The 18223-nt window shown below is 46.1% G+C and carries 17 protein-coding genes and 2 other annotated features; of the genes, 2 read left to right on the forward strand and 15 right to left on the reverse strand.

Going from position 1 to position 18223, the window contains the following annotated elements; genetic code table 11:
• Positions 1-177: 177 nt before the first annotated feature.
• A complete protein-coding gene (locus tag ESP131_RS13640) occupies positions 178-558 on the forward strand; it encodes a DUF3899 domain-containing protein (protein ID WP_029342197.1) in 381 nt (126 codons plus the stop codon).
• A gap of 56 nt (positions 559-614) precedes the next feature.
• Positions 615-820 (forward strand) — a binding site (T-box leader).
• A 51-nt stretch (positions 821-871) separates the two neighbouring features.
• Positions 872-1873 (forward strand): tryptophan--tRNA ligase, encoded by a 1002-nt coding sequence (gene trpS, locus ESP131_RS13645; protein WP_029342196.1) that lies wholly within the window; start codon positions 872-874, stop codon positions 1871-1873.
• 97 nt (positions 1874-1970) lie between these two features.
• Here the strand turns inward: trpS and ESP131_RS13650 are convergent, their stop codons facing one another.
• The 15 genes from ESP131_RS13650 to recD2 all read right to left on the reverse strand — a co-directional run bounded on the left by ESP131_RS13650 (position 1971) and on the right by recD2 (position 18129).
• Positions 1971-3614, reverse strand: a complete 1644-nt coding sequence (locus ESP131_RS13650; protein WP_047393672.1) for a peptide ABC transporter substrate-binding protein — start codon at positions 3612-3614, stop codon at positions 1971-1973.
• A 204-nt stretch (positions 3615-3818) separates the two neighbouring features.
• Positions 3819-5345, reverse strand: coding sequence for a peptide ABC transporter substrate-binding protein (locus ESP131_RS13655; protein WP_158513349.1), 1527 nt, complete (start codon positions 5343-5345; stop codon positions 3819-3821).
• Positions 5346-5472: 127 nt separating this feature from the next.
• Positions 5473-6711, reverse strand: a complete 1239-nt coding sequence (gene fabF / locus ESP131_RS13660; RefSeq protein ID WP_069940859.1) for a beta-ketoacyl-ACP synthase II — start codon at positions 6709-6711, stop codon at positions 5473-5475.
• Between the two features lies 1 nt (position 6712).
• On the reverse strand, positions 6713-7657 hold the full coding sequence (locus ESP131_RS13665; protein WP_069940860.1) for a beta-ketoacyl-ACP synthase III: 945 nt from the start codon (positions 7655-7657) through the stop codon (positions 6713-6715).
• Between the two features lie 106 nt (positions 7658-7763).
• Complete coding sequence (gene mtnN, locus ESP131_RS13670; protein WP_023468903.1) at positions 7764-8462, reverse strand: 5'-methylthioadenosine/S-adenosylhomocysteine nucleosidase; 699 nt, start codon at positions 8460-8462, stop codon at positions 7764-7766.
• 52 nt (positions 8463-8514) lie between these two features.
• Positions 8515-8988 carry a transcription elongation factor GreA gene (gene greA, locus ESP131_RS13675; protein WP_029342224.1) on the reverse strand — a complete coding sequence of 158 codons (474 nt, stop codon included), beginning with the start codon at positions 8986-8988 and terminating at the stop codon, positions 8515-8517.
• Between the two features lie 56 nt (positions 8989-9044).
• A complete protein-coding gene (gene udk, locus ESP131_RS13680; RefSeq protein ID WP_023468905.1) occupies positions 9045-9692 on the reverse strand; it encodes a uridine kinase in 648 nt (215 codons plus the stop codon).
• 16 nt (positions 9693-9708) lie between these two features.
• A complete protein-coding gene (locus tag ESP131_RS13685; RefSeq protein WP_081834729.1) occupies positions 9709-10347 on the reverse strand; it encodes an O-methyltransferase in 639 nt (212 codons plus the stop codon).
• A 71-nt stretch (positions 10348-10418) separates the two neighbouring features.
• Entirely contained in the window at positions 10419-11567 is a 1149-nt protein-coding gene (gene mltG, locus ESP131_RS13690) for an endolytic transglycosylase MltG (protein WP_029342227.1), read from the reverse strand.
• A 78-nt stretch (positions 11568-11645) separates the two neighbouring features.
• Positions 11646-11939, reverse strand: coding sequence for a DUF1292 domain-containing protein (locus ESP131_RS13695; RefSeq protein ID WP_023468908.1), 294 nt, complete (start codon positions 11937-11939; stop codon positions 11646-11648).
• Positions 11926-12213 (reverse strand): DUF1292 domain-containing protein, encoded by a 288-nt coding sequence (locus ESP131_RS13700; RefSeq protein ID WP_069940861.1) that lies wholly within the window; start codon positions 12211-12213, stop codon positions 11926-11928. The genes ESP131_RS13695 and ESP131_RS13700 overlap by 14 nt, the downstream gene beginning before the upstream one ends.
• Before the next feature lie 14 nt (positions 12214-12227).
• Entirely contained in the window at positions 12228-12650 is a 423-nt protein-coding gene (gene ruvX / locus ESP131_RS13705; RefSeq protein ID WP_023468910.1) for a Holliday junction resolvase RuvX, read from the reverse strand.
• Complete coding sequence (locus ESP131_RS13710; protein WP_029342229.1) at positions 12647-12916, reverse strand: IreB family regulatory phosphoprotein; 270 nt, start codon at positions 12914-12916, stop codon at positions 12647-12649. The genes ruvX and ESP131_RS13710 overlap by 4 nt, the downstream gene beginning before the upstream one ends.
• Before the next feature lie 34 nt (positions 12917-12950).
• Positions 12951-15593: an alanine--tRNA ligase gene (alaS, locus tag ESP131_RS13715; RefSeq protein ID WP_029342230.1), complete on the reverse strand. Its 2643-nt coding sequence runs from the start codon at positions 15591-15593 to the stop codon at positions 12951-12953.
• 57 nt (positions 15594-15650) lie between these two features.
• Positions 15651-15861: a binding site (T-box leader), on the reverse strand.
• A 42-nt stretch (positions 15862-15903) separates the two neighbouring features.
• Complete coding sequence (gene recD2 / locus ESP131_RS13720) at positions 15904-18129, reverse strand: SF1B family DNA helicase RecD2 (protein ID WP_047393660.1); 2226 nt, start codon at positions 18127-18129, stop codon at positions 15904-15906.
• Positions 18130-18223 lie beyond the last annotated feature (94 nt).

Genomic DNA, 18223 nt, shown 5'->3' on the forward strand with positions numbered 1-18223 from the left:
TTGACCTAGTTTCAAAAACTTAAACGAAGTGATAAATTGATTTTATGTGAGAATAGCATTAACGTCAAGTAAATAGTCACACTATTTGCTATTTTGCATCATTCGTTTGTTACCGATTCGTAACAGGATTAAAAATTTCGTATACTAAGGTTATCAATGCATTTAAGGGGGATTTTCATGCGATCGACCTATTTCCGACCTGTCATCATTGCGGTCATTCTAGTCTTACTTTATACGATATGGGCGACTATCACCGATTCGACGCACGGTATTTTGTACCATCTATCTGGTGGATTATTCATTGGAGGCTTTTTGCTTATGGCAATCGGATTCTTTTCCAACATGTCGGCTAACGGCTTCTTCCGTGGCATGACAGCTGGATTTAAAAAACAACGGGAAGCGAAGCTTCGAGAGATTGATGGCGATTACTACGAAGATGATGACGAAGAGGAAGAAGTCCTCCGTAAAAAGCAAAACCGGGCTTCTGCCCGAACGAAACCCTATGTTTCTAGTGGTATTATCTTCATCATCGTATCGCTGATCATCTCTTACTTTTAATCGAAATCACCGTGACGTGCCTTCTATCGTATGGTAAACTTAAGTGAATTAAACAAGAAAACACGACGACAAAGAGTAGTAACTTAGGTACATCCCTTTCAGAGAGTCCATGGTGCTGGAAATGGACAGGTGATGCCTACGTGAATGGACTTTCGAGTGGCTGATTCGAATCAAGTAGAGTCAGATGGGTGTGCCCATTACAGCAAATTGAGCGGCTATGCGAATAGCAACTTGGGTGGCAACGCGATGAATCGTCCCTTGATTTTCAAGGGGCGTTTTTTATTTTGATTTTATTATTTGGAGGGATTTCATTATGAAAACGATTTTCTCAGGTATCAAACCAACGGGAACAGTAACACTTGGAAATTACTTAGGTGCCATGAAACACTTCGTTAACTTACAGGATGGTCATGATGCATATTATTGTGTCGTCGATTTGCACTCCATCACGGTCGACATTGATCGTGTCGAATTGATGAATAATACACGTGCACTCGCAGCTCTTTATATCGCAAGTGGTCTGAATCCAGAAAAATCAACAATCTTCGTTCAATCAGAAGTTAAAGCGCATGCGCAACTCGGCTGGATGTTGACGTGTCTTTCTGGAATGGGTGAACTAGAGCGTATGACACAGTATAAAGATAAATCGCAAGGGAAAGACCGAATCGGTGCTGGATTGTTTGTCTATCCGACACTCATGGCAGCTGATATCCTACTCTATGATGCGGAACTCGTTCCGGTCGGCGATGACCAAAAACAACATATTGAGTTAACGCGCGACTTGGCTCAACGTTTTAATAGTCGTTACTATGAGACGTTCACATTACCAGAACCAATCATCGCTGAATCAGGAGCTCGAATCATGAGCCTGACGACACCAGACAAAAAGATGTCAAAATCTGATCAGAATCCGAAAGGCTTCATCTCGATGCTTGACGCACCAGATGTCATTCGTAAAAAAGTAAAATCAGCCGTCACGGACTCCGAAGGAATCGTCAAATTCGATCGGGAAAATAAACCAGGTGTGTCGAATTTGCTTGAAATCTACTCCCTACTCGCTGGCATCTCGATTCCAGATCTCGAAACCAAATACGAAGGTTCGAACTACGGAACATTTAAAGCAGATGTCGCGGAAGCAATCATTTCAGAACTCGAACCGATTCAACAACGCTACTATGAGTTGATTGATTCAGAAGAACTCGATCAGATTCTCGACGCTGGACGAGACCGTGCTGAAGCCGTTGCTGCTAAAAAGCTCGCGAAAATCGAGAAGGCAATGGGCTTACAACGGAAGCGTGCTAAAGTAAAAAAATAAGTTCTACGCAAAAGAGATCGGAATGCTCCGGTCTTTTTTGATATTTCCAAACAAAAAAACTGCTTCCGATTTATTTCGGAAGCAGTTTTTATATTGCTTATTTTCCTTCGATTGAAGCCCATTTGTACGAGAAGTCTGCGCCGAAGTTATGCTCGACGACTCCTTTAACGTATGGTTTGACGAGGAATGCACGTCCACGCTGATAAACAGGTGAGATCGCTGCAGAGTCGAGAAGGATTTTCTCAGCTTCTTGCAATTCAGACCAACGTTTCGTTGCATCTGTTTGTGTTTGAGCATCTTTGATGAGTTTATCATACTCTTCATTTGACCACTTACCACGGTTATATGGTCCGTCTGTCAAGAAGAGATCGAGGAACGTCATCGGATCTTGGTAGTCAGGTCCCCAGCCCGCGAGCGAGAATTGGAAGTCCCCTTTGTTTTCAAGATCAAGTTTGTTTTTGAATGGTTGTTGTTTGATTGTGACCTTCATACCTGGAAGGTTTTTCTCAAGTTCACCTTTCAAGAACTCACCGATTTTTTTCGAATCGTCGCTATCGTAGTTCAAGAGTTCAAGATCAACCGATTTTTGACCGATTTCCTTTAAGCCCTCTTCCCAGAGTTTTTTCGCTTCGTCTGCATTGTATTCGTTGAATGCTGGATACTTATCACGGAAGTCTTTCCCGTCAGCATCTTTCGCGAAATCTTTTGGTACGAGATAGTTCGCTGGAAGTGATCCGTTTGCGAGGATAACATCCGTGATCCCTTTTTTATCGTAACCCATGTCGATTGCGCGACGGATTTTTTCGTTATCAAGCGCTTTTACCTTCGTGTTGAGGTAGAGGTAGAAGATTGTTGATTCACCTTTTGTTTTGAATTCTTTATTATCTTTGAACTGGGCAACGAACTCAGATGTTAAACCTGTGCGATCGATGTCACCTTTTTCGTAAAGGTTAACACCAGTTGCAACTTCTTTAACGACCTTAACGTTGATCGTTTTAAGTTTAACGGCATCTTTATCCCAGTAGTTATCGTTTTTGACCATTTTCCAGCCTTGCTCACGTGTCCACTCTGTTAATTTAAATGGTCCGTTATAGAGCGCTTTGTCTGCAGTCGAACCGAAGTCTTTTCCGATTTTCTTCGAGAGTTCTTCTGATTTCGGCATGAATGGTCCGAATCCAGTAAGTCCGAGGAAGTAGTCTGCAGGTGCTTTTAACTTAACTTCGAACGTTTTGTCGTCGATCGCTTTGACGCCGACAGCATCACGCTCGCCTTTTTTCGTGTTGTACTCTTCTGCACCTTCGATGTTGTAGAAGACGTATGCATACTGTGAAGCGTTCTCTGGATTAAGAACTTCTTTCCATGCATATTCGAAGTCTTTAGCTGTGATTGGAGTACCGTCAGACCATTTCGCATCACGTAATTTGAACGTGTACGTCTTTTTGTCTTCTGATACTTCATGACTCTCAGCGATACCTGGTGTTGGTTGCTGTTTGTCATCTAGACGGTAAAGACCTTCCATCGTGTTGTTCAACACGTTGAATGAAACCGAGTCTGTTGAAGTCGTCGGGTTAAGTGTCGGGATATCCGAACCTTCGATCAAGTTAAGTGTTTGATCACTAGACTTTTTGTCTGAACCTGTGTCGCCCGATTTGTCGCCTGAATCCGTTGTCGAACAAGCTGCGAGGAACGCACTTGATACGAGAGCTACTGAAGTAGCTAAAGCAAAACTTTTCTTCTTCATGTTACGATGACCCCCCTAGGTTTCTAAAAAGTGATACTGTCAGGTTTTTGACCGAAAAAAAAAGAATTACTATATTCGAATCAAACCCTTCGTTACAAATAGTTTACAATGTTCTGATAATTTTGCAAACCTTTTATCCGATTTTTCTAAATATTTTTTCAAAAAAGACTGGGACCTCACGAAAAAATGGTCCCAGCTCAGTAATTATTTTAGAATTTTCATTGCGCGAAGTAGGTATTCCGGTCCATAAATCGGTACTTCGATTCCTTGAATTGTATCAGAAACATATAATTTCTCTGTCGTCTGATACAAAGGAACGATGACGGCATCTTGATTGATTAACTGTCTTTCAGCTTGATGATATAACGCCTGTTTTTTCTTCATATCTCGTACCTGCCGTGCTTTTTCGATCATTTGATCGTACGTGTCTGATTGATAGTTTACGGAATTCAACGGATTACCCGAGACGAACTGATTCAAATATGCAAGTGGACCTGGATAATCCGGCATCCATCCTGTTAACGTCATCGCATACTGCGCCGACTGTTCTTTATCGATCTTCTCTTCAATCGCAACGGGTTTAAGAACAATATCAATATCAGGCAACTGTCTCTCAAGATACGTCTCGAGTTGTTGCCCGATACGCTTCGCCTGTGGGTCTTCGAAGTTAAGCATCTCGATTCGCTGTTTCTTCTGTTGTTTAACTTGTTCTTTTTTTACTTGTACCGGTTCCGTCATCAATACGTTCGTATCTGTGACGACGAACCGATTAGTCGGAATGCCTGCATATCCTAAAGGAAGTTGAACGGACTCTTTTTCCATCAAGGCGTAAGCAATTCGTTTTCGGAGTGTCTTTTCGCGGAAGGCTTCATTTTTTTGATTAAATGCGATATAAAAGACACCGCTCCGCTTTTTTTGATAGGTTGGTCGAGAGACTTGATCTTCTTGTGTCTCGACACTCTCTTGTAACGGAAGAATCGCTGCTTTACTGTTCTCATACGTACTCCATTGCGTCTGATGATCAGAGATGATGCGACTTTTCACTTCTTCGACTGTGACAACATTTTGTTGATGATACTGGTTGTTTTTCTTAAGCGTATATCCGTTTTTCGACATCTGTTCTAGTGTAAACGCACCATTACCCGTGAGGTCTTGCCACTTCTTAGATTCCGGTTGTGGATAAAAGACGGACATCGCGAGTAATTCTTTTAGATTCGAAACCGGCTGATTCAGCGTGATGACAAGTTGGTCACGTCCTTTGGCCTTTACACCTAGACGTTCTGGCTTCATTTTTCCGTCATTGACGGCACGTCCATTTTCAAACACTTCAAATAAAAAACCATAGGGAGAATTTGTTTTATTGGCTGCGACACGTCGGAAACTATCGACAAAGTCTTGCGCTGTAATCGGCTGACCCTTCGCATTTTTTGTTTGTTTGAGTTGAATCGTATACGTCAGACGATCCTTTGAGACTGACATATCCTGTGCTAATCCTCTACGGACGGATGTCCCAGAAGTAAAAACATATAATCCTTCATACAGTTGTGCTAACAGTGTCTGAGAACGGCTATCCGTTGCTAACGCAATATCGGATGTCTTCGGGAGTGATGATTCAATTAATTCAACCTTCACTGCTTGTGTCTCCTGATCTGTTTTCGTCTTTTGAGATGATGATAGACGGTATATGAGCGTACCACTGAGACCAATCAATAAACATATGATCAGTATCATGATTGATGTTTTTCTTGTGATATTAGTCATAAACGACTCCTTTCTGCGTCAAACACGCATTTCTCTATTGAATCAGAAAATCAGCAAAAAAGCGACCCCCTCGTTTTTCTAAGGGAATCGCTTAAGCTTAAGCTTCGTAACGTTTGAAGACGAGTGATGCGTTGTGTCCACCGAACCCGAGCGAGTTGCTCAGGGCATAATTCAATTTTACGCTCCGTGCACCTTCCGTCACGTAATCAAGATCACAACCTTCACTCGGCTGTTTGAGATGAATCGTTGGGTGAACGGTTTGTTCTTGTAACGATTTGATTGTTGCAATCGCCTCGACGCCACCAGCGCCACCAAGCAAGTGACCAATCATCGATTTCGTCGAGTTGACGACGAGTTGTTTTGCCTGTTCACCGAAGACACTATGGATTGCTTTTGTTTCAAGAATGTCGTTCATCGGTGTGCTCGTTCCGTGTGCATTGATGTATCCGATTGCTTCTGGTGCGATACCTGCATCTTGGATTGCCATTGCCATCGCACGTGCTCCACCGTCTCCATCTGGATCTGGAGCTGTGATGTGGTAGGCGTCAGCTGTTAATCCATATCCACTGACTTCGGCATAGATTTTTGCACCACGCGCTACCGCATGCTCGTACTCTTCAAGAATCAAGATGCCTGCCCCTTCTCCCATGACGAATCCATCACGTCCTTCGTCAAACGGACGGCTTGCTGTCTCAGGATCGTGATTCGTTGACATCGCTTTGTTGGCACAAAAACCAGCAAATGATAAGTTCGTGATTGGTGCTTCCGCTCCACCAGCGATCATGACATCTGCATCGCCCCGTTCGATGACACGAAGGGCTTCTCCAATGGCATTCGTTCCTGAAGCACATGCAGTGACGGAACAGTTATTCGGTCCCTTGGCTCCGGTATAGATCGATACCTGACCGCTTGCCATGTTTGGAATCATCATCGGAATGAAGAACGGGCTGACACGACGGTGTCCACGTTCGAAGTAGATCTTCGCTTGTTTCTCAATTGTCTCAACGCCACCGATTCCTGATCCAATCCAAACCCCAGCACGTTCTGCGATTTCTTTAATGTCGATTCCAGAATCTTGGACAGCTTCCATGCTTGCGACAAGTGAGTAATGAACGAAGCGGTCCATCTTACGTGCTTCTTTCGCCTCGATGAATTCTGTTACATCGAAGTTTTGTAATTCGCCAGTGACCTTCGTTGGATACTCATCGATATCGAGACGCTCCATCGGACGAATCCCGTTTGTTCCTTCTTTTAGTGCTTCCCAGAATGTATTGGCATCGTTCCCGATCGGTGTCAGTGCTCCGATTCCTGTGACTACAACGCGTTTTCTCATCATCTTATGTGTTCTCTCCTTTAGTCCAAGTAATGTATGCTGCTCCCCAAGTCAATCCGGCACCAAATCCAGCAAGTACGAGTTTCGTACCAGGTGTCAGGCGTCCTTGTTGACGCGCTTCCTCAAGTGCGAGTGGGATTGATGCAGCAGATGTATTCGCATGCTCATCGATCGTGACGATGACCTTTTCTTGCGGAATATGCAGTCGTTCGCACGCTGCATCAATGATGCGTAGGTTTGCTTGATGCGGAATCAAGATATCGATCTCTTCGAGCGTACTATCCGCTTTTTGAATGACTTTCTCAACGATTTCCGGTAATTTACGAACCGCGAACTTAAAGACTTCCCGACCGTTCATCTCGATTGGTCCATCAATGTCCTTAAATAATAAATGTGCTCCGCGTCCATCTGTTCCAAGCTCGAAGGCATTAAGACCCGCTTGCTCAGTTGGTCCGATGACGACTGCCCCTGCACCATCTCCAAATAAGATGGCAGTTGACCGGTCTGACCAGTCGACGATACTCGACATTTTTTCAGCACCGATGACGAGCGCATGTTTTCCTTCAACTGTCGTCAACATGCTAGCAGCTGTTTGTAATGCAAAGATGAAGCCACTACATGCCGCACTAATATCGAATGCAGTCGCTCCGCGTGCTCCAAGACGCTCTTGGACGATACAGGCTGTAGATGGAAACGCGCGTCCTGTTGCCGTTCCGACGACGATCAACCCGATGTCCTCTACTGTCAATCCAGCATCATCAAGCGCTTTCTGAGCAGCTTCTGTCGCTAAGTCAGTGACATCCACATCATCGGCTGCAATCCGTCGTGCCCCGATTCCTGTCCGTGTCCGAATCCATTCATCGCTCGTATCGAGCGTCGTTGCTAATTCATCATTCGTCACGCGCCGTGACGGCAAAGACGTTCCTAATCCTACAATCCCGATCTTCATAAGGCATCCCCTTTTGTTATTAGTATCTGGTACTAATATAAAGCGTTAATTTGCTTTTGTCAAAGAAAAAAGGAAGAGCATGGTCTCCCGTGCCCTTCCTCATACCTCATTCTGCTAACGTCCGTACGACTTCCATGACCATTTTAGCGGAATTGATTGACGCAATCTCGAGGAATTCATCAAACGAGAGTGACGCTTCTTCATTGGCGCTATCTGAAATCGACCGCGTTACGACGAACGGGACACCGAACTGATGACAGACTTGTGCGATTGGTGCTGCTTCCATTTCGACGGCTGCGACTTCTGGGAAGTGCGCCTTGATTTGAGCAGAGCGCTCTGAATCGTGGATGAACGAATCGCCTGTAGCAATCAATCCATGAACGACGCGAATCGCATCCATCCGCTCGATGACGGCTTCTGCTGTTGCAACAAGCTTCGGATCTGCTTGATAGGCAGCTGGCATTCCAGGTACCTGTCCATATTCGTATCCAAATGCCGTCACATCGACGTCGTGGTGACGTACTTCTGTTGAGACGACGACATCCCCGACCGTTAAGCCTTCCTTGAATCCACCTGCTGAGCCCGTATTGATGACAGCACTTGGTTTGTAATGATCCAGCAATAATGTCGTTCCGATCGCAGCGTTCACTTTCCCGATTCCTGACTTCAAGATGACGACAGGAACGCTATTTAAAAGCCCTTCATAAAAATGATAGTTTGCGATGACTGTATCTTTACGTTCTGATAACTCATTACGCAATAAGTTGACTTCCTCTTCCATTGCGCCGATGATTGCGATTGGCATACTTCATTCCTCCATCAAACAGAAAGCCGGATTGCTCCGGCTCCTGTGTTCTTTATTTGATCGATGTAATTTTTACTGCGTATTCGCCGCCTGGTGCTGGTACAGAGACTTGATCTCCGACTTGGTGCCCCATTAAACTTTTCGCGATTGGTGATTCGTTCGAGATTTTACCTGTGAACGGATCTGCTTCGGCACTACCAACAATTGTGTACGTATCTTCTTCGTTATCTTCGACACTCAAGAAAGTGACTGTCGTTCCGATACCGACGACCGAGATATCCTTCTCTTCTTCCGAGATGATCGCAACATTACGAAGCATCTCTTCAAGTTGAGCAATCCGGCCTTCGACCATCGCTTGTTCTTCTTTTGCTGAATCGTATTCTGCGTTCTCTGAAAGGTCACCGAACGAACGGGCGATCTTGATGTTCTCGACGACTTCTTTCCGGCGGACTGACTTCAATTCATTCAATTCATTTTCAATGTTCGCTTTACCTTCAAGCGTCATGTAGTATTGCTTTTCTGCCATTTTTGTCACGCTCCTTTTTATTCCACTAGTATAGTATATTCACATCTTTTTTGGAATCAATATCCTCTTTGATCGAGTGCTGAACGATAATCAAGAATCGCTCGAATCTTCGTCACGAGTAAATCGATCGCGACATGATTCTCGCCGCCTTCCGGTACGATGATGTCCGCATATCGTTTTGTTGGTTCACAGAACTGAAGATGCATCGGACGAACGACGTTCGTATACTGCTCAACGACTGAGTCGATCGAGCGTCCACGTTCGTTGATATCACGTTGCATCCGACGAAGAATGCGAACGTCCGCATCCGTATCGACGAACACCTTGATATCCATTAGTTCCCGTAACCGTTCGTCTTCAAGCGCTAAAATTCCTTCTACGATGATGACATCGCGTGGTTCGAGACGAATCGTTTCTTGTGCCCGCGTGTGGGCGACATAGTCATATACCGGTTTTTCAACGGCAATGTTTTCACGGAGCGACTGAATGTGCTCAATCAACAGACCATTATCAAAAGCAAACGGGTGATCATAGTTTGTCTGATACCGCTCCTCCATTGATAAATCACTTTGATCTTTATAATACGCGTCCTGTTCAATCATGACGATTGATTCACTTGGGAACGCATCGACGAGTGAACGTGCCACCGTCGTCTTCCCTGAACCCGTTCCGCCCGCTACGCCAATTACTACCGGTTTTTGCATGTCATTCGTTCCTCCATCATTTCGACTTTTTCCGACTGACGGATACACCGTCACCGAGCGGAAAAATCGTCGTATCGTATTGTTCTTGTTCCATCATCCAGACCGTGAATTCCTTGACGAGACGCACGAGTCGACGTCTTCTTCGATCGAATGTCTTCGGATCGGACTCGAGGACATCTCCGTGTAAGAAGAGATTATCCGTATAAAGCACGCCGCCCTCAGGAATGAGTCGCCCATATCCTGCAAAGAATTTTTTATACTGTCCTTTAGCTGCATCAATGAAGACCGCATCGAACTGGTCTTCAAGCGTTTCGGCTAATTCTACTGCATCACCAAAAATGATGTCAATCCGGTCCGCCACATCTGACCGGGCGATGAAGGTTTTTGCTTCTTCATACCGCTTCGCATTTCGTTCAATCGTCGTAATACGCGCATCCGGTAGCGCACGCGCCATCCGAATCGCACTATATCCGATTGCGGTTCCGACTTCTAGAATGCGCTTCGGTTGTTGTAATCGCAGGAGCGATAACAAGACCTCGGAACCTGTCAGTTCGATGATTGGTATATGATTTTCTTCCGCATAACGCTCCATTTCTTCTAACAGAGCATCTCGAGGATGAATCATTGATTCGACATAGGTCGTGAAATCATTCACGCCATTCACTCCCTCTTCCGCATAAACAGGTTGACTTGAAGCGAACTTCCCGCTTCAACCCAACCCGTTGCTCATTGCTCTTTACTCGCTTCGTATTCCACCCATTCCGGCTTATACTTAACGACGTTTCGTTGATGTTCTTCATATGTCTCTTCGTATAGAATCTGTCCGCGTGGATGTTTATCACTTGGTGGACGAGCAAAGAAATAGACATATTTTGTTTTATTCGGATTTAACACGGCAAGTACCGAATCTTTACTGACCGTCGAAATCGGACCAATCGGAATTCCTTCGTACTTATACGTATTGTACTTCGAATTATTCTCGAGATCCTTCAGTGTCGTTAAAGCCGTGTTTTCACCTGTGCCATACCAAACCGTTGGATCCGACTGTAACTTCATGCCGTCATCCAATCGATTTTTGAAGACACCAGCGATTTCACGACGATCATCTGCTGTCGCCGCTTCACGCTCGACCATGGAACCGAGACTGAGTACTTCATGGAAGGTCATGCCTGATTTTTGAATGGCATCCGCATTCTCATCGTAGACTTTTTCTGTTTCATCGAGCATCGTCTCGACGATTTGATCAATGCTTTTTCCTTTATCAAACTCATACGTTGCTGGGAAGAGATATCCTTCAAGTGCATACAAGACACCATTCTTCTTCACTTCATCCGTCAACATCGGATATTTTTCAATCATGCTGTCGATGAATGTCGCATCCGTCAATTCTTTACGGACCGTCTCTTCCTTGAAGTTCGTTGCTTTCGCGATCAAAGCGATTTGACGATCCATCGTGATGCCTTCAGGTAACGTGATTTTCACATCCGCTGCCTTCATGACCGTTCCCGTCTTTAATTCATTAATGATTTCATCCGGGGACATGGCTTGTGACAGTGTATACGTACCCGCTTGGAATGACGATTCATTCTTGTAACGGACGTAGTAACGGAAAATCGTCTCGTTTGCAATCAAGTCTTTTTCCTTTAGTAAAGAAGCAATCGAACTCGTCCCTGCTCCTAAAGGAATTTCGACTTTGACGGATTTCGTCGCTGTTTCATCGACTGGTTCAAGCGCATTTTTCAAAAAGACATAGATGACCGCACTGGTAACTAGAAAAATCGTCAACAATACAGAAAGGATGATTAGCGTAATCCGACGTGATGTCCGGCGTCGCCTTTTTTCGATTTCAGCATTTTGCTTCCATTCGTTCTCCATCGGTTCCTCCTTCTTCTCTTAAAACAAGGTGACATCGTAAGAGAAAGTCTCTTACGACGTCACCTGTCATGAGTCGGGTTAGTCTAACTGGTCTTCGAGCGTGTTAAAGACTTCTTCGATTTCATCCCAAGTCGCTGTATCGTCTTCATCGATTGGTACGAGGTTGAAGTCGTTATCTCCATCACCGTATTCGTCGAGTTCGTAAACGAAGATATCGACTTCTTCTGCTTCGTCATAGTCTGCTCCGATTGGCTCGAGGAAGATGTATGTCTTGCTCGAACGTGGGCTTTCATAACGCAGACGTTCTACGAATTCGAAATCATTTCCTTCGCCGTCCGGAATTACGTAACGTGTTGGTTCATTCTGTTGCATCAGTGATCCGCTCCTTTAACGCAAGCTCGAGTTCATCCCAAGTTTGCTCATCATTTTCATCGATCAGGCTCAATTCAAAATCATCTTCGCCTTCTCCATATTCATCGATCTCACAGATGATCAGATCATCTGCTCCTTCGTCAGGGTTACCGATCATTTCAAGAAACAGATAGGTTTTTCCTGTACGTTCACTCGAGTAACGGTACCATTCTTTGAAAAGATGTTCGCCGCCCTCTTCATCTGGAAAGAGATACTGACGTTTTTCTTCAGCCATCGGTTTCTCCCCCTTCATCGGTTCGTCCGATCCAAGTACGATTGCAGGATCATGACGGCAGCCATCTTATCGATGACTTGTTTACGCTTTTTACGACTGACATCGGCATCGATCAGCATCCGTTCTGCTTGCATCGTCGTCAACCGTTCATCCATGAAGACGACTTCAAGCCCGGTATGCTGTTCGATTTCCTTCGCAAAAGCTTCACTTGCTTCTGCGCGGGGACCGATGGAACCGTTCATGTTTTTCGGAAGACCAATGACTAGGATTTCGACATTGTATGTCTTCATGATGACATCGAGCCGTTTGAAGGCTTCTGGGTAATCCGGTTCCGTCCACTTGACCGTCTCAACGCCTTGCGCCGTCCAGCCCATCAAATCACTGACCGCTACCCCGATCGTCTTCGAACCGACATCTAGTCCCATTGCACGTTTCATTTTGAATTTCCACTCTCCGCCAAATAAGATTTCACGAGTTCTTCGAGCAATTCGTCGCGTTCAATCTTACGAATTAAATTACGTGCGTCATTATGACGAGGAATGTAAGCAGGATCTCCTGAAAGGAGATAGCCGACGATTTGGTTGATCGGATGATATCCTTTTTCTTCTAAAGCATGATAGACCGTCAACAACACATCACGTGTTGCTGCTTTGTTATCGTCTTCCGGAAAGTTGAATTTCATCGTTTGATCCATCTGACTCACGTTCATCACCTCTTTCATATACACTACGTTTCTATTATGCCAGTGATTGCACGTATTGTGAAGCGTACGCGAGTGCTTCTTCTAATTTCGACGCATCTTTTCCACCAGCTTGAGCCATGTCAGGGCGACCGCCACCGCCCCCACCGCAGCGTGTTGCGACTTCCTTGATCAATTTACCAGCATGATAGCCTTGGTCGATTAAATCTTTTGAGACGCTTGCGACGAGATTGACTTTCTCACCTTGCGCACTCCCGAGAACGATGATCGCTGATCCGAGTGAGCTCTTCAGCTCATCCATCATGCCGCGAAGAGCGTCCATGTCTGAGACGTCGACACGTTTCGCAAGCACACGCACACCGTTGATTTCTTCCACATCATCCTTGAGCGAAGCAGCTTCAATGTTCGCAAGTTTTGCTTGCAACGATTCGTTTGCTCGTTCCGTCTCACGAAGCTGTTGTTGCAGTGCTTCGATGCGGACAGGAACTTCTGTCGTCTTCGTCTTCAGAACAGCTGCTGCTTGTTCGAGTGTTTCTAAGTGTTGGTTCATGACACGATACGCACCTGCACCCGTTACCGCTTCGATTCGGCGTGTACCTGCACCGATACCAGACTCCGAAACAATCTTGAACAAGCCGATTTCGGCTGTGTTTCCGACGTGGATTCCGCCACACAACTCGATCGAGTATGTGCCTGCTGAGACGACGCGGACCGTTTCACCGTACTTCTCACCGAACAATGCCATCGCGCCTTTTGCTTTTGCATCAGCGATGTTCATCTCTTCGATATCGACCGGTAGCGATGCCCAGATTGCTTGGTTGACGTCTTGTTCAATCTTCGTCAACTCTTCTTGTGTCACTGCACCGAAGTGTGAGAAATCGAAGCGAAGACGTTCTGGAGAAACGAGTGATCCCGCTTGGTTAACGTGTGTTCCGAGCGTATCTTTCAATGCTTTATGAAGCAAGTGTGTTGCCGTATGGTTTTTCGTGACGGCTTTACGTTCTGCTGCTTCGACCGTTGCAACGACATCTGCCGCTTCCGTTGCGATCCCTGTACGAACGATGACCGTATGCAAGTTTTGACCGTTTGGTGCTTTTTGAACATCTTTAACATCAAGAACGAAGTCTTTGCCTTCGATTGTTCCTGTATCTGCGACTTCACCACCGCTTTCAGCGTAGAACGGCGTGATGTCGAGAATGACTTGTGCTTCTTCACCAGCAGCGACTTCTGTGACTCGTTCTCCATCATGCACTAAAGCGATGATTTTTGCATCCGCCTTAAGGTCGGTATAGCCGACGAACGTACTTTTATCTTTTAGCGTCGAGAGGACTTCCGATTGCTGTTGCATCGAACCACTCTCTTCACGTGCCGCACGTGCACGCTGACGTTGCGCATCCATTGCTAATTTGAAGCCTTCTTCATCGACAGACATCTGATGATCTTCTGCATACTCGACTGTCAACTCAAGTGGGAAACCATATGTGTCATACAGACGGAACGCATCTTCGCCGCTGATGACATGCTCACCGTTCGCCTTAGACGTCTGAGCGACTGTGTTCAAGATTGCAAGACCGTCATGAAGTGTCTCATGGAAACGTTCTTCTTCGTTTTTGATGACGCGTTTGATGAAGTCCGCTTTTTCCGGAACTTGTGGGTAGAAGTCGACCATGACGTTCCCGACCGTATCGACGAGTTCATACATGAACGGACGCTCGATTCCAAGCATCTTCGCATAACGCACCGCACGGCGTAGTAAACGACGAAGGACATATCCACGTCCTTCATTCGAAGGAAGCGCACCATCACCGATTGCGAATGATACGGTACGGATGTGGTCTGCGATGACTTTGAATGCTACATCAAGTTTCGAATCATCACGGTAGATTTTACCGCTGATTTCTTCTGTCTTATGAATGATCGGCATGAACAGATCCGTATCGAAGTTCGTCGGCACGTCCTGCATGACACACGCCATCCGTTCAAGTCCCATCCCTGTATCGATGTTTTTACGCGGAAGTTCCGTATAGTTGCCGTGTCCATCGTGGTTGTATTGACTGAAGACGATATTCCAGATCTCGAGATAGCGTTCGTTTTCGCCACCTGGGTAGAGTTCTGAATCGTTCGGATCGTCTCCGAAAGCTGGACCACGATCGAAGAAGATTTCCGTGTTCGGACCAGATGGACCTTCACCGATTTCCCAGAAGTTATCTTCAAGTGGAATGATCCGCTCAGCCGGCACGCCGAGTTCAAGCCAGATTTGACGCGCTGCGTCATCTTCCGGGTGAATCGTGACCGAAAGACGTTCCGGATCAAGACCGTACCAGTCATCACTCGTCAAGAGCTCCCAGCCCCATTTGATTGCATCTTCACGGAAGTAATCACCGACGGAGAAGTTTCCGAGCATCTCGAAGAATGTGTGGTGACGCGCTGTTTTCCCAACGTTTTCGATATCGTTCGTCCGGATTGATTTTTGTGCGTTGACAATCCGTGGATTATCAGGAATGACACGACCATCGAAATATTTCTTGAGTGTTGCAACACCCGAGTTGATCCACAAGAGCGATGGATCTTCGACCGGTACGAGTGAAGCACTCGGTTCGATCGCATGTCCTTTGCTTTGGAAGAAATCAAGATACATCTGACGGATTTGTGCACCCGTTAATGGTTTTAGAGCTTTCATGAACAGTTACCCCCATTGGTTTTATTTGGACGCAAAAAAGCGATGTCTTCATCCCTGAAAAGGGACGAAAGCATCGCTTCCGTGGTACCACCCTCGTTCGTAAGCAATCCATTGCCTACCTCGAACATCTGATAACGGGGATGACCCGCAGGTGTTTACACCCGACTCCGGAAGGAGCTTCAAAGGGACTCGAGAAAGTGATTGCAGCAGACTCACTTCTCTCTGGACTCGAGTTTTCCTTTTACTTATCTTCCATCAACGTGTTACGTCCATTCATCTATCGTGATTATTACCTATCGCACAGCATCCGTCAAGTCTTTGTCACACCACCGAGTCGTTCAATCAATCGTGTACGGCGCCGGGGTTCCTCTTCTTGCGACGCTTTATGGAATGCTCGTGGGTCGCCGAACAATAATAAACTCGACTTCGCACGGGTAACCGCCGTATAAATCAAATTTCGGGAATGCTTGAACGCCCCCGTAAAATAGACCGGCATCAAGACGATTGGAAACTCGGACCCTTGCGCCTTATGGATCGTGATCGCATAGGCATGCGTGAATTGATCCCAGTCACTTCGGTTATACTCGACTTCCGTCTGGTCGAAGCGGGCGATGATCTTATCCACCTTGTCGACATTCTCTTTAGCGAAGAAGATGTTGACGATTTCTCCGATATCTCCGTTATAAACGTTTTCTTCTGCATTGTTGACGAGCTGGAGAATCTTATCTCCGGTCCGGTAAATCCGCGTGCCTTGTTTAACTTCTCGTTTCTTTGGTTCTTCCGGGTTGTAGACGCGTTGCAAGGCGACATTTAATTCGTCGATTCCGACTTGACCACGGTAAGTCGGTGCAAGAATCTGAACATCGAATTTCGAATAGCCTTTCGCAAGTGCTTTTTCTGCGAAAGCTGAAATACCGCGTAACGTCTCTTGCGGAGACGCGGTATAGAAGCGACGATCCGCAAGTGGTGCCAACAAATCAGCAGACGTCGTCCGGTTCTTCAAATCATGGGCAAGCCGTAAAATCGAAGAATCTTCCGCTTGGCGATGGACGACGTTCAGACGAACGACGGGAATCCCTTCCGTGTCCATCAAGTCTGCCAGTACCTGCCCAGGACCTACGGATGGCAACTGATCGCGGTCACCGACGAACAAAATTTTCATACCGTTCGGAACAGCACGGAGCAGACTCGATAACAAGTAGATATCAATCATTGATGACTCATCGATGATCAGTACTTTTCCCGTGATCGGCTGATCTTCATTCAGTTGGAAGTTCGTTCCGTCATACTTCAACAGACGATGAATCGTCATCGCTGGAACGTCCGTTGCTTCCGACAAACGTTTAGCGGCGCGTCCGGTCGGTGCAACAAGGACATACGGATAGACATCTCCCGTCTTGACGCGACTTTTCTCAAGTGGCCAATCATGAATTTCTTGCAAGGCATGTAAAATTCCCTTGATGACGGTCGTCTTACCGGTCCCTGGTCCACCGGTCAGAACCATCAATGGTGCTTTAACCGCTAACTCGATCGCTTCCCGCTGCTGTGCGGCATATTCCATGCCAAACTGTTCTTCGAGGTGCCCAATCGCTTCAAGAATCGTCGCGACATCGACTTCCTGTTCGGCACCGTTCGCCATGACGCGAGCCAGTTCTTTCGCCGCTCGAACTTCCGCATAAAAGATCGTCGGTAAATACAAACAACCTTCTTCAAGCTTGACCTTATCTTCAGCGAGCAACAGTTCAATCGCTTGTTCCAGCCGTTCTCCTGGGTCTTCACCAAGCAACCGGGGTGCCCGTTGTAATAGTGAGTCGACCGTCGCAAAGGCATGTCCCTCTCCTGCTTCTTGTTCTAATATATGCATGATCGAAGCAGCGACACGTTCCGGATGTAATCCGACAAGTCCGAGATGTGAGGCGATATGATCGGCTGTCTTAAAACCAATCCCGTTCACTTCATACATCAAGGAATACGGATTCTCTCGAATTCGCGCCATGGCGTCCCCTTCGTAAGCAGCATAGATTTTCGCCGCTAGTTTTGGTGTGACATCAAATGGCGCTAAGAATAGCATCAACTGATCGACACCGTATAACGTAGCGAGTCGACTCAATATGATATCCGCTTGTTTTTGTTTTAACCCAGGCACCTGATTCAGTACTCGCTCATCCTTCAAAATGAGGTCCACTGCCTCTTCTCCGAGAGCATCGACGATATTTTTCGCTGTCTTCGGACCAATGCCGGTGAACGAACCATTCGTCAAGAAGCGGATCGTTGCCTGTTTTGTCATCGGAACCGATCGACGAATCAGCTCCGCCTTCAGTTGTTTTCCGAAGCGAGGATGATCAACGAGACGACCAAATGCTTGATACGTTCCTCCGAGTTCGATTCCGACCCCTGTACCCGTGATGACGAGCTCGGTTTCTTTCAGTTCAAAGTTTTTTTCTTTGACGGCGACCAATACAATGGAGTGTGCTTCTTCTTCAGAAGAAAAGAGCACACGTTTGACGCGCCCGACGACTTGATGGGGGTGCTCCATCACTCCACCTTCTTTCTCTCTTTTTCATTCGCTGCTTTCATCATAGCATTCGTTTACCGGATTTTAAATCAGGGAAAGATACCCTGAAACATTT

This window comes from Exiguobacterium sp. U13-1, from assembly GCF_001750115.1.
Lineage (GTDB): Bacteria > Bacillota > Bacilli > Exiguobacteriales > Exiguobacteriaceae > Exiguobacterium_A > Exiguobacterium_A acetylicum.

Coding starts and splice junctions, on each gene's coding strand:
- ESP131_RS13700 (WP_069940861.1), bottom strand. CDS start 12,213: ATGGCTGAAGAAAAACGTCAGTATCTCTTTCCAGATGAAGAGGGCGGC.
- ESP131_RS13655 (WP_158513349.1), bottom strand. CDS start 5,345: ATGATACTGATCATATGTTTATTGATTGGTCTCAGTGGTACGCTCATA.
- greA (WP_029342224.1), bottom strand. CDS start 8,988: ATGGCAGAAAAGCAATACTACATGACGCTTGAAGGTAAAGCGAACATT.
- ESP131_RS13695 (WP_023468908.1), bottom strand. CDS start 11,939: ATGCAACAGAATGAACCAACACGTTACGTAATTCCGGACGGCGAAGGA.
- ESP131_RS13650 (WP_047393672.1), bottom strand. CDS start 3,614: ATGAAGAAGAAAAGTTTTGCTTTAGCTACTTCAGTAGCTCTCGTATCA.
- mltG (WP_029342227.1), bottom strand. CDS start 11,567: ATGGAGAACGAATGGAAGCAAAATGCTGAAATCGAAAAAAGGCGACGC.
- ESP131_RS13665 (WP_069940860.1), bottom strand. CDS start 7,657: ATGAAGATCGGGATTGTAGGATTAGGAACGTCTTTGCCGTCACGGCGC.
- ruvX (WP_023468910.1), bottom strand. CDS start 12,650: ATGAAACGTGCAATGGGACTAGATGTCGGTTCGAAGACGATCGGGGTA.
- ESP131_RS13640 (WP_029342197.1), top strand. CDS start 178: ATGCGATCGACCTATTTCCGACCTGTCATCATTGCGGTCATTCTAGTC.
- alaS (WP_029342230.1), bottom strand. CDS start 15,593: ATGAAAGCTCTAAAACCATTAACGGGTGCACAAATCCGTCAGATGTAT.
- mtnN (WP_023468903.1), bottom strand. CDS start 8,462: ATGCCAATCGCAATCATCGGCGCAATGGAAGAGGAAGTCAACTTATTG.
- fabF (WP_069940859.1), bottom strand. CDS start 6,711: ATGATGAGAAAACGCGTTGTAGTCACAGGAATCGGAGCACTGACACCG.
- trpS (WP_029342196.1), top strand. CDS start 872: ATGAAAACGATTTTCTCAGGTATCAAACCAACGGGAACAGTAACACTT.
- udk (WP_023468905.1), bottom strand. CDS start 9,692: ATGCAAAAACCGGTAGTAATTGGCGTAGCGGGCGGAACGGGTTCAGGG.
- recD2 (WP_047393660.1), bottom strand. CDS start 18,129: ATGGAGCACCCCCATCAAGTCGTCGGGCGCGTCAAACGTGTGCTCTTT.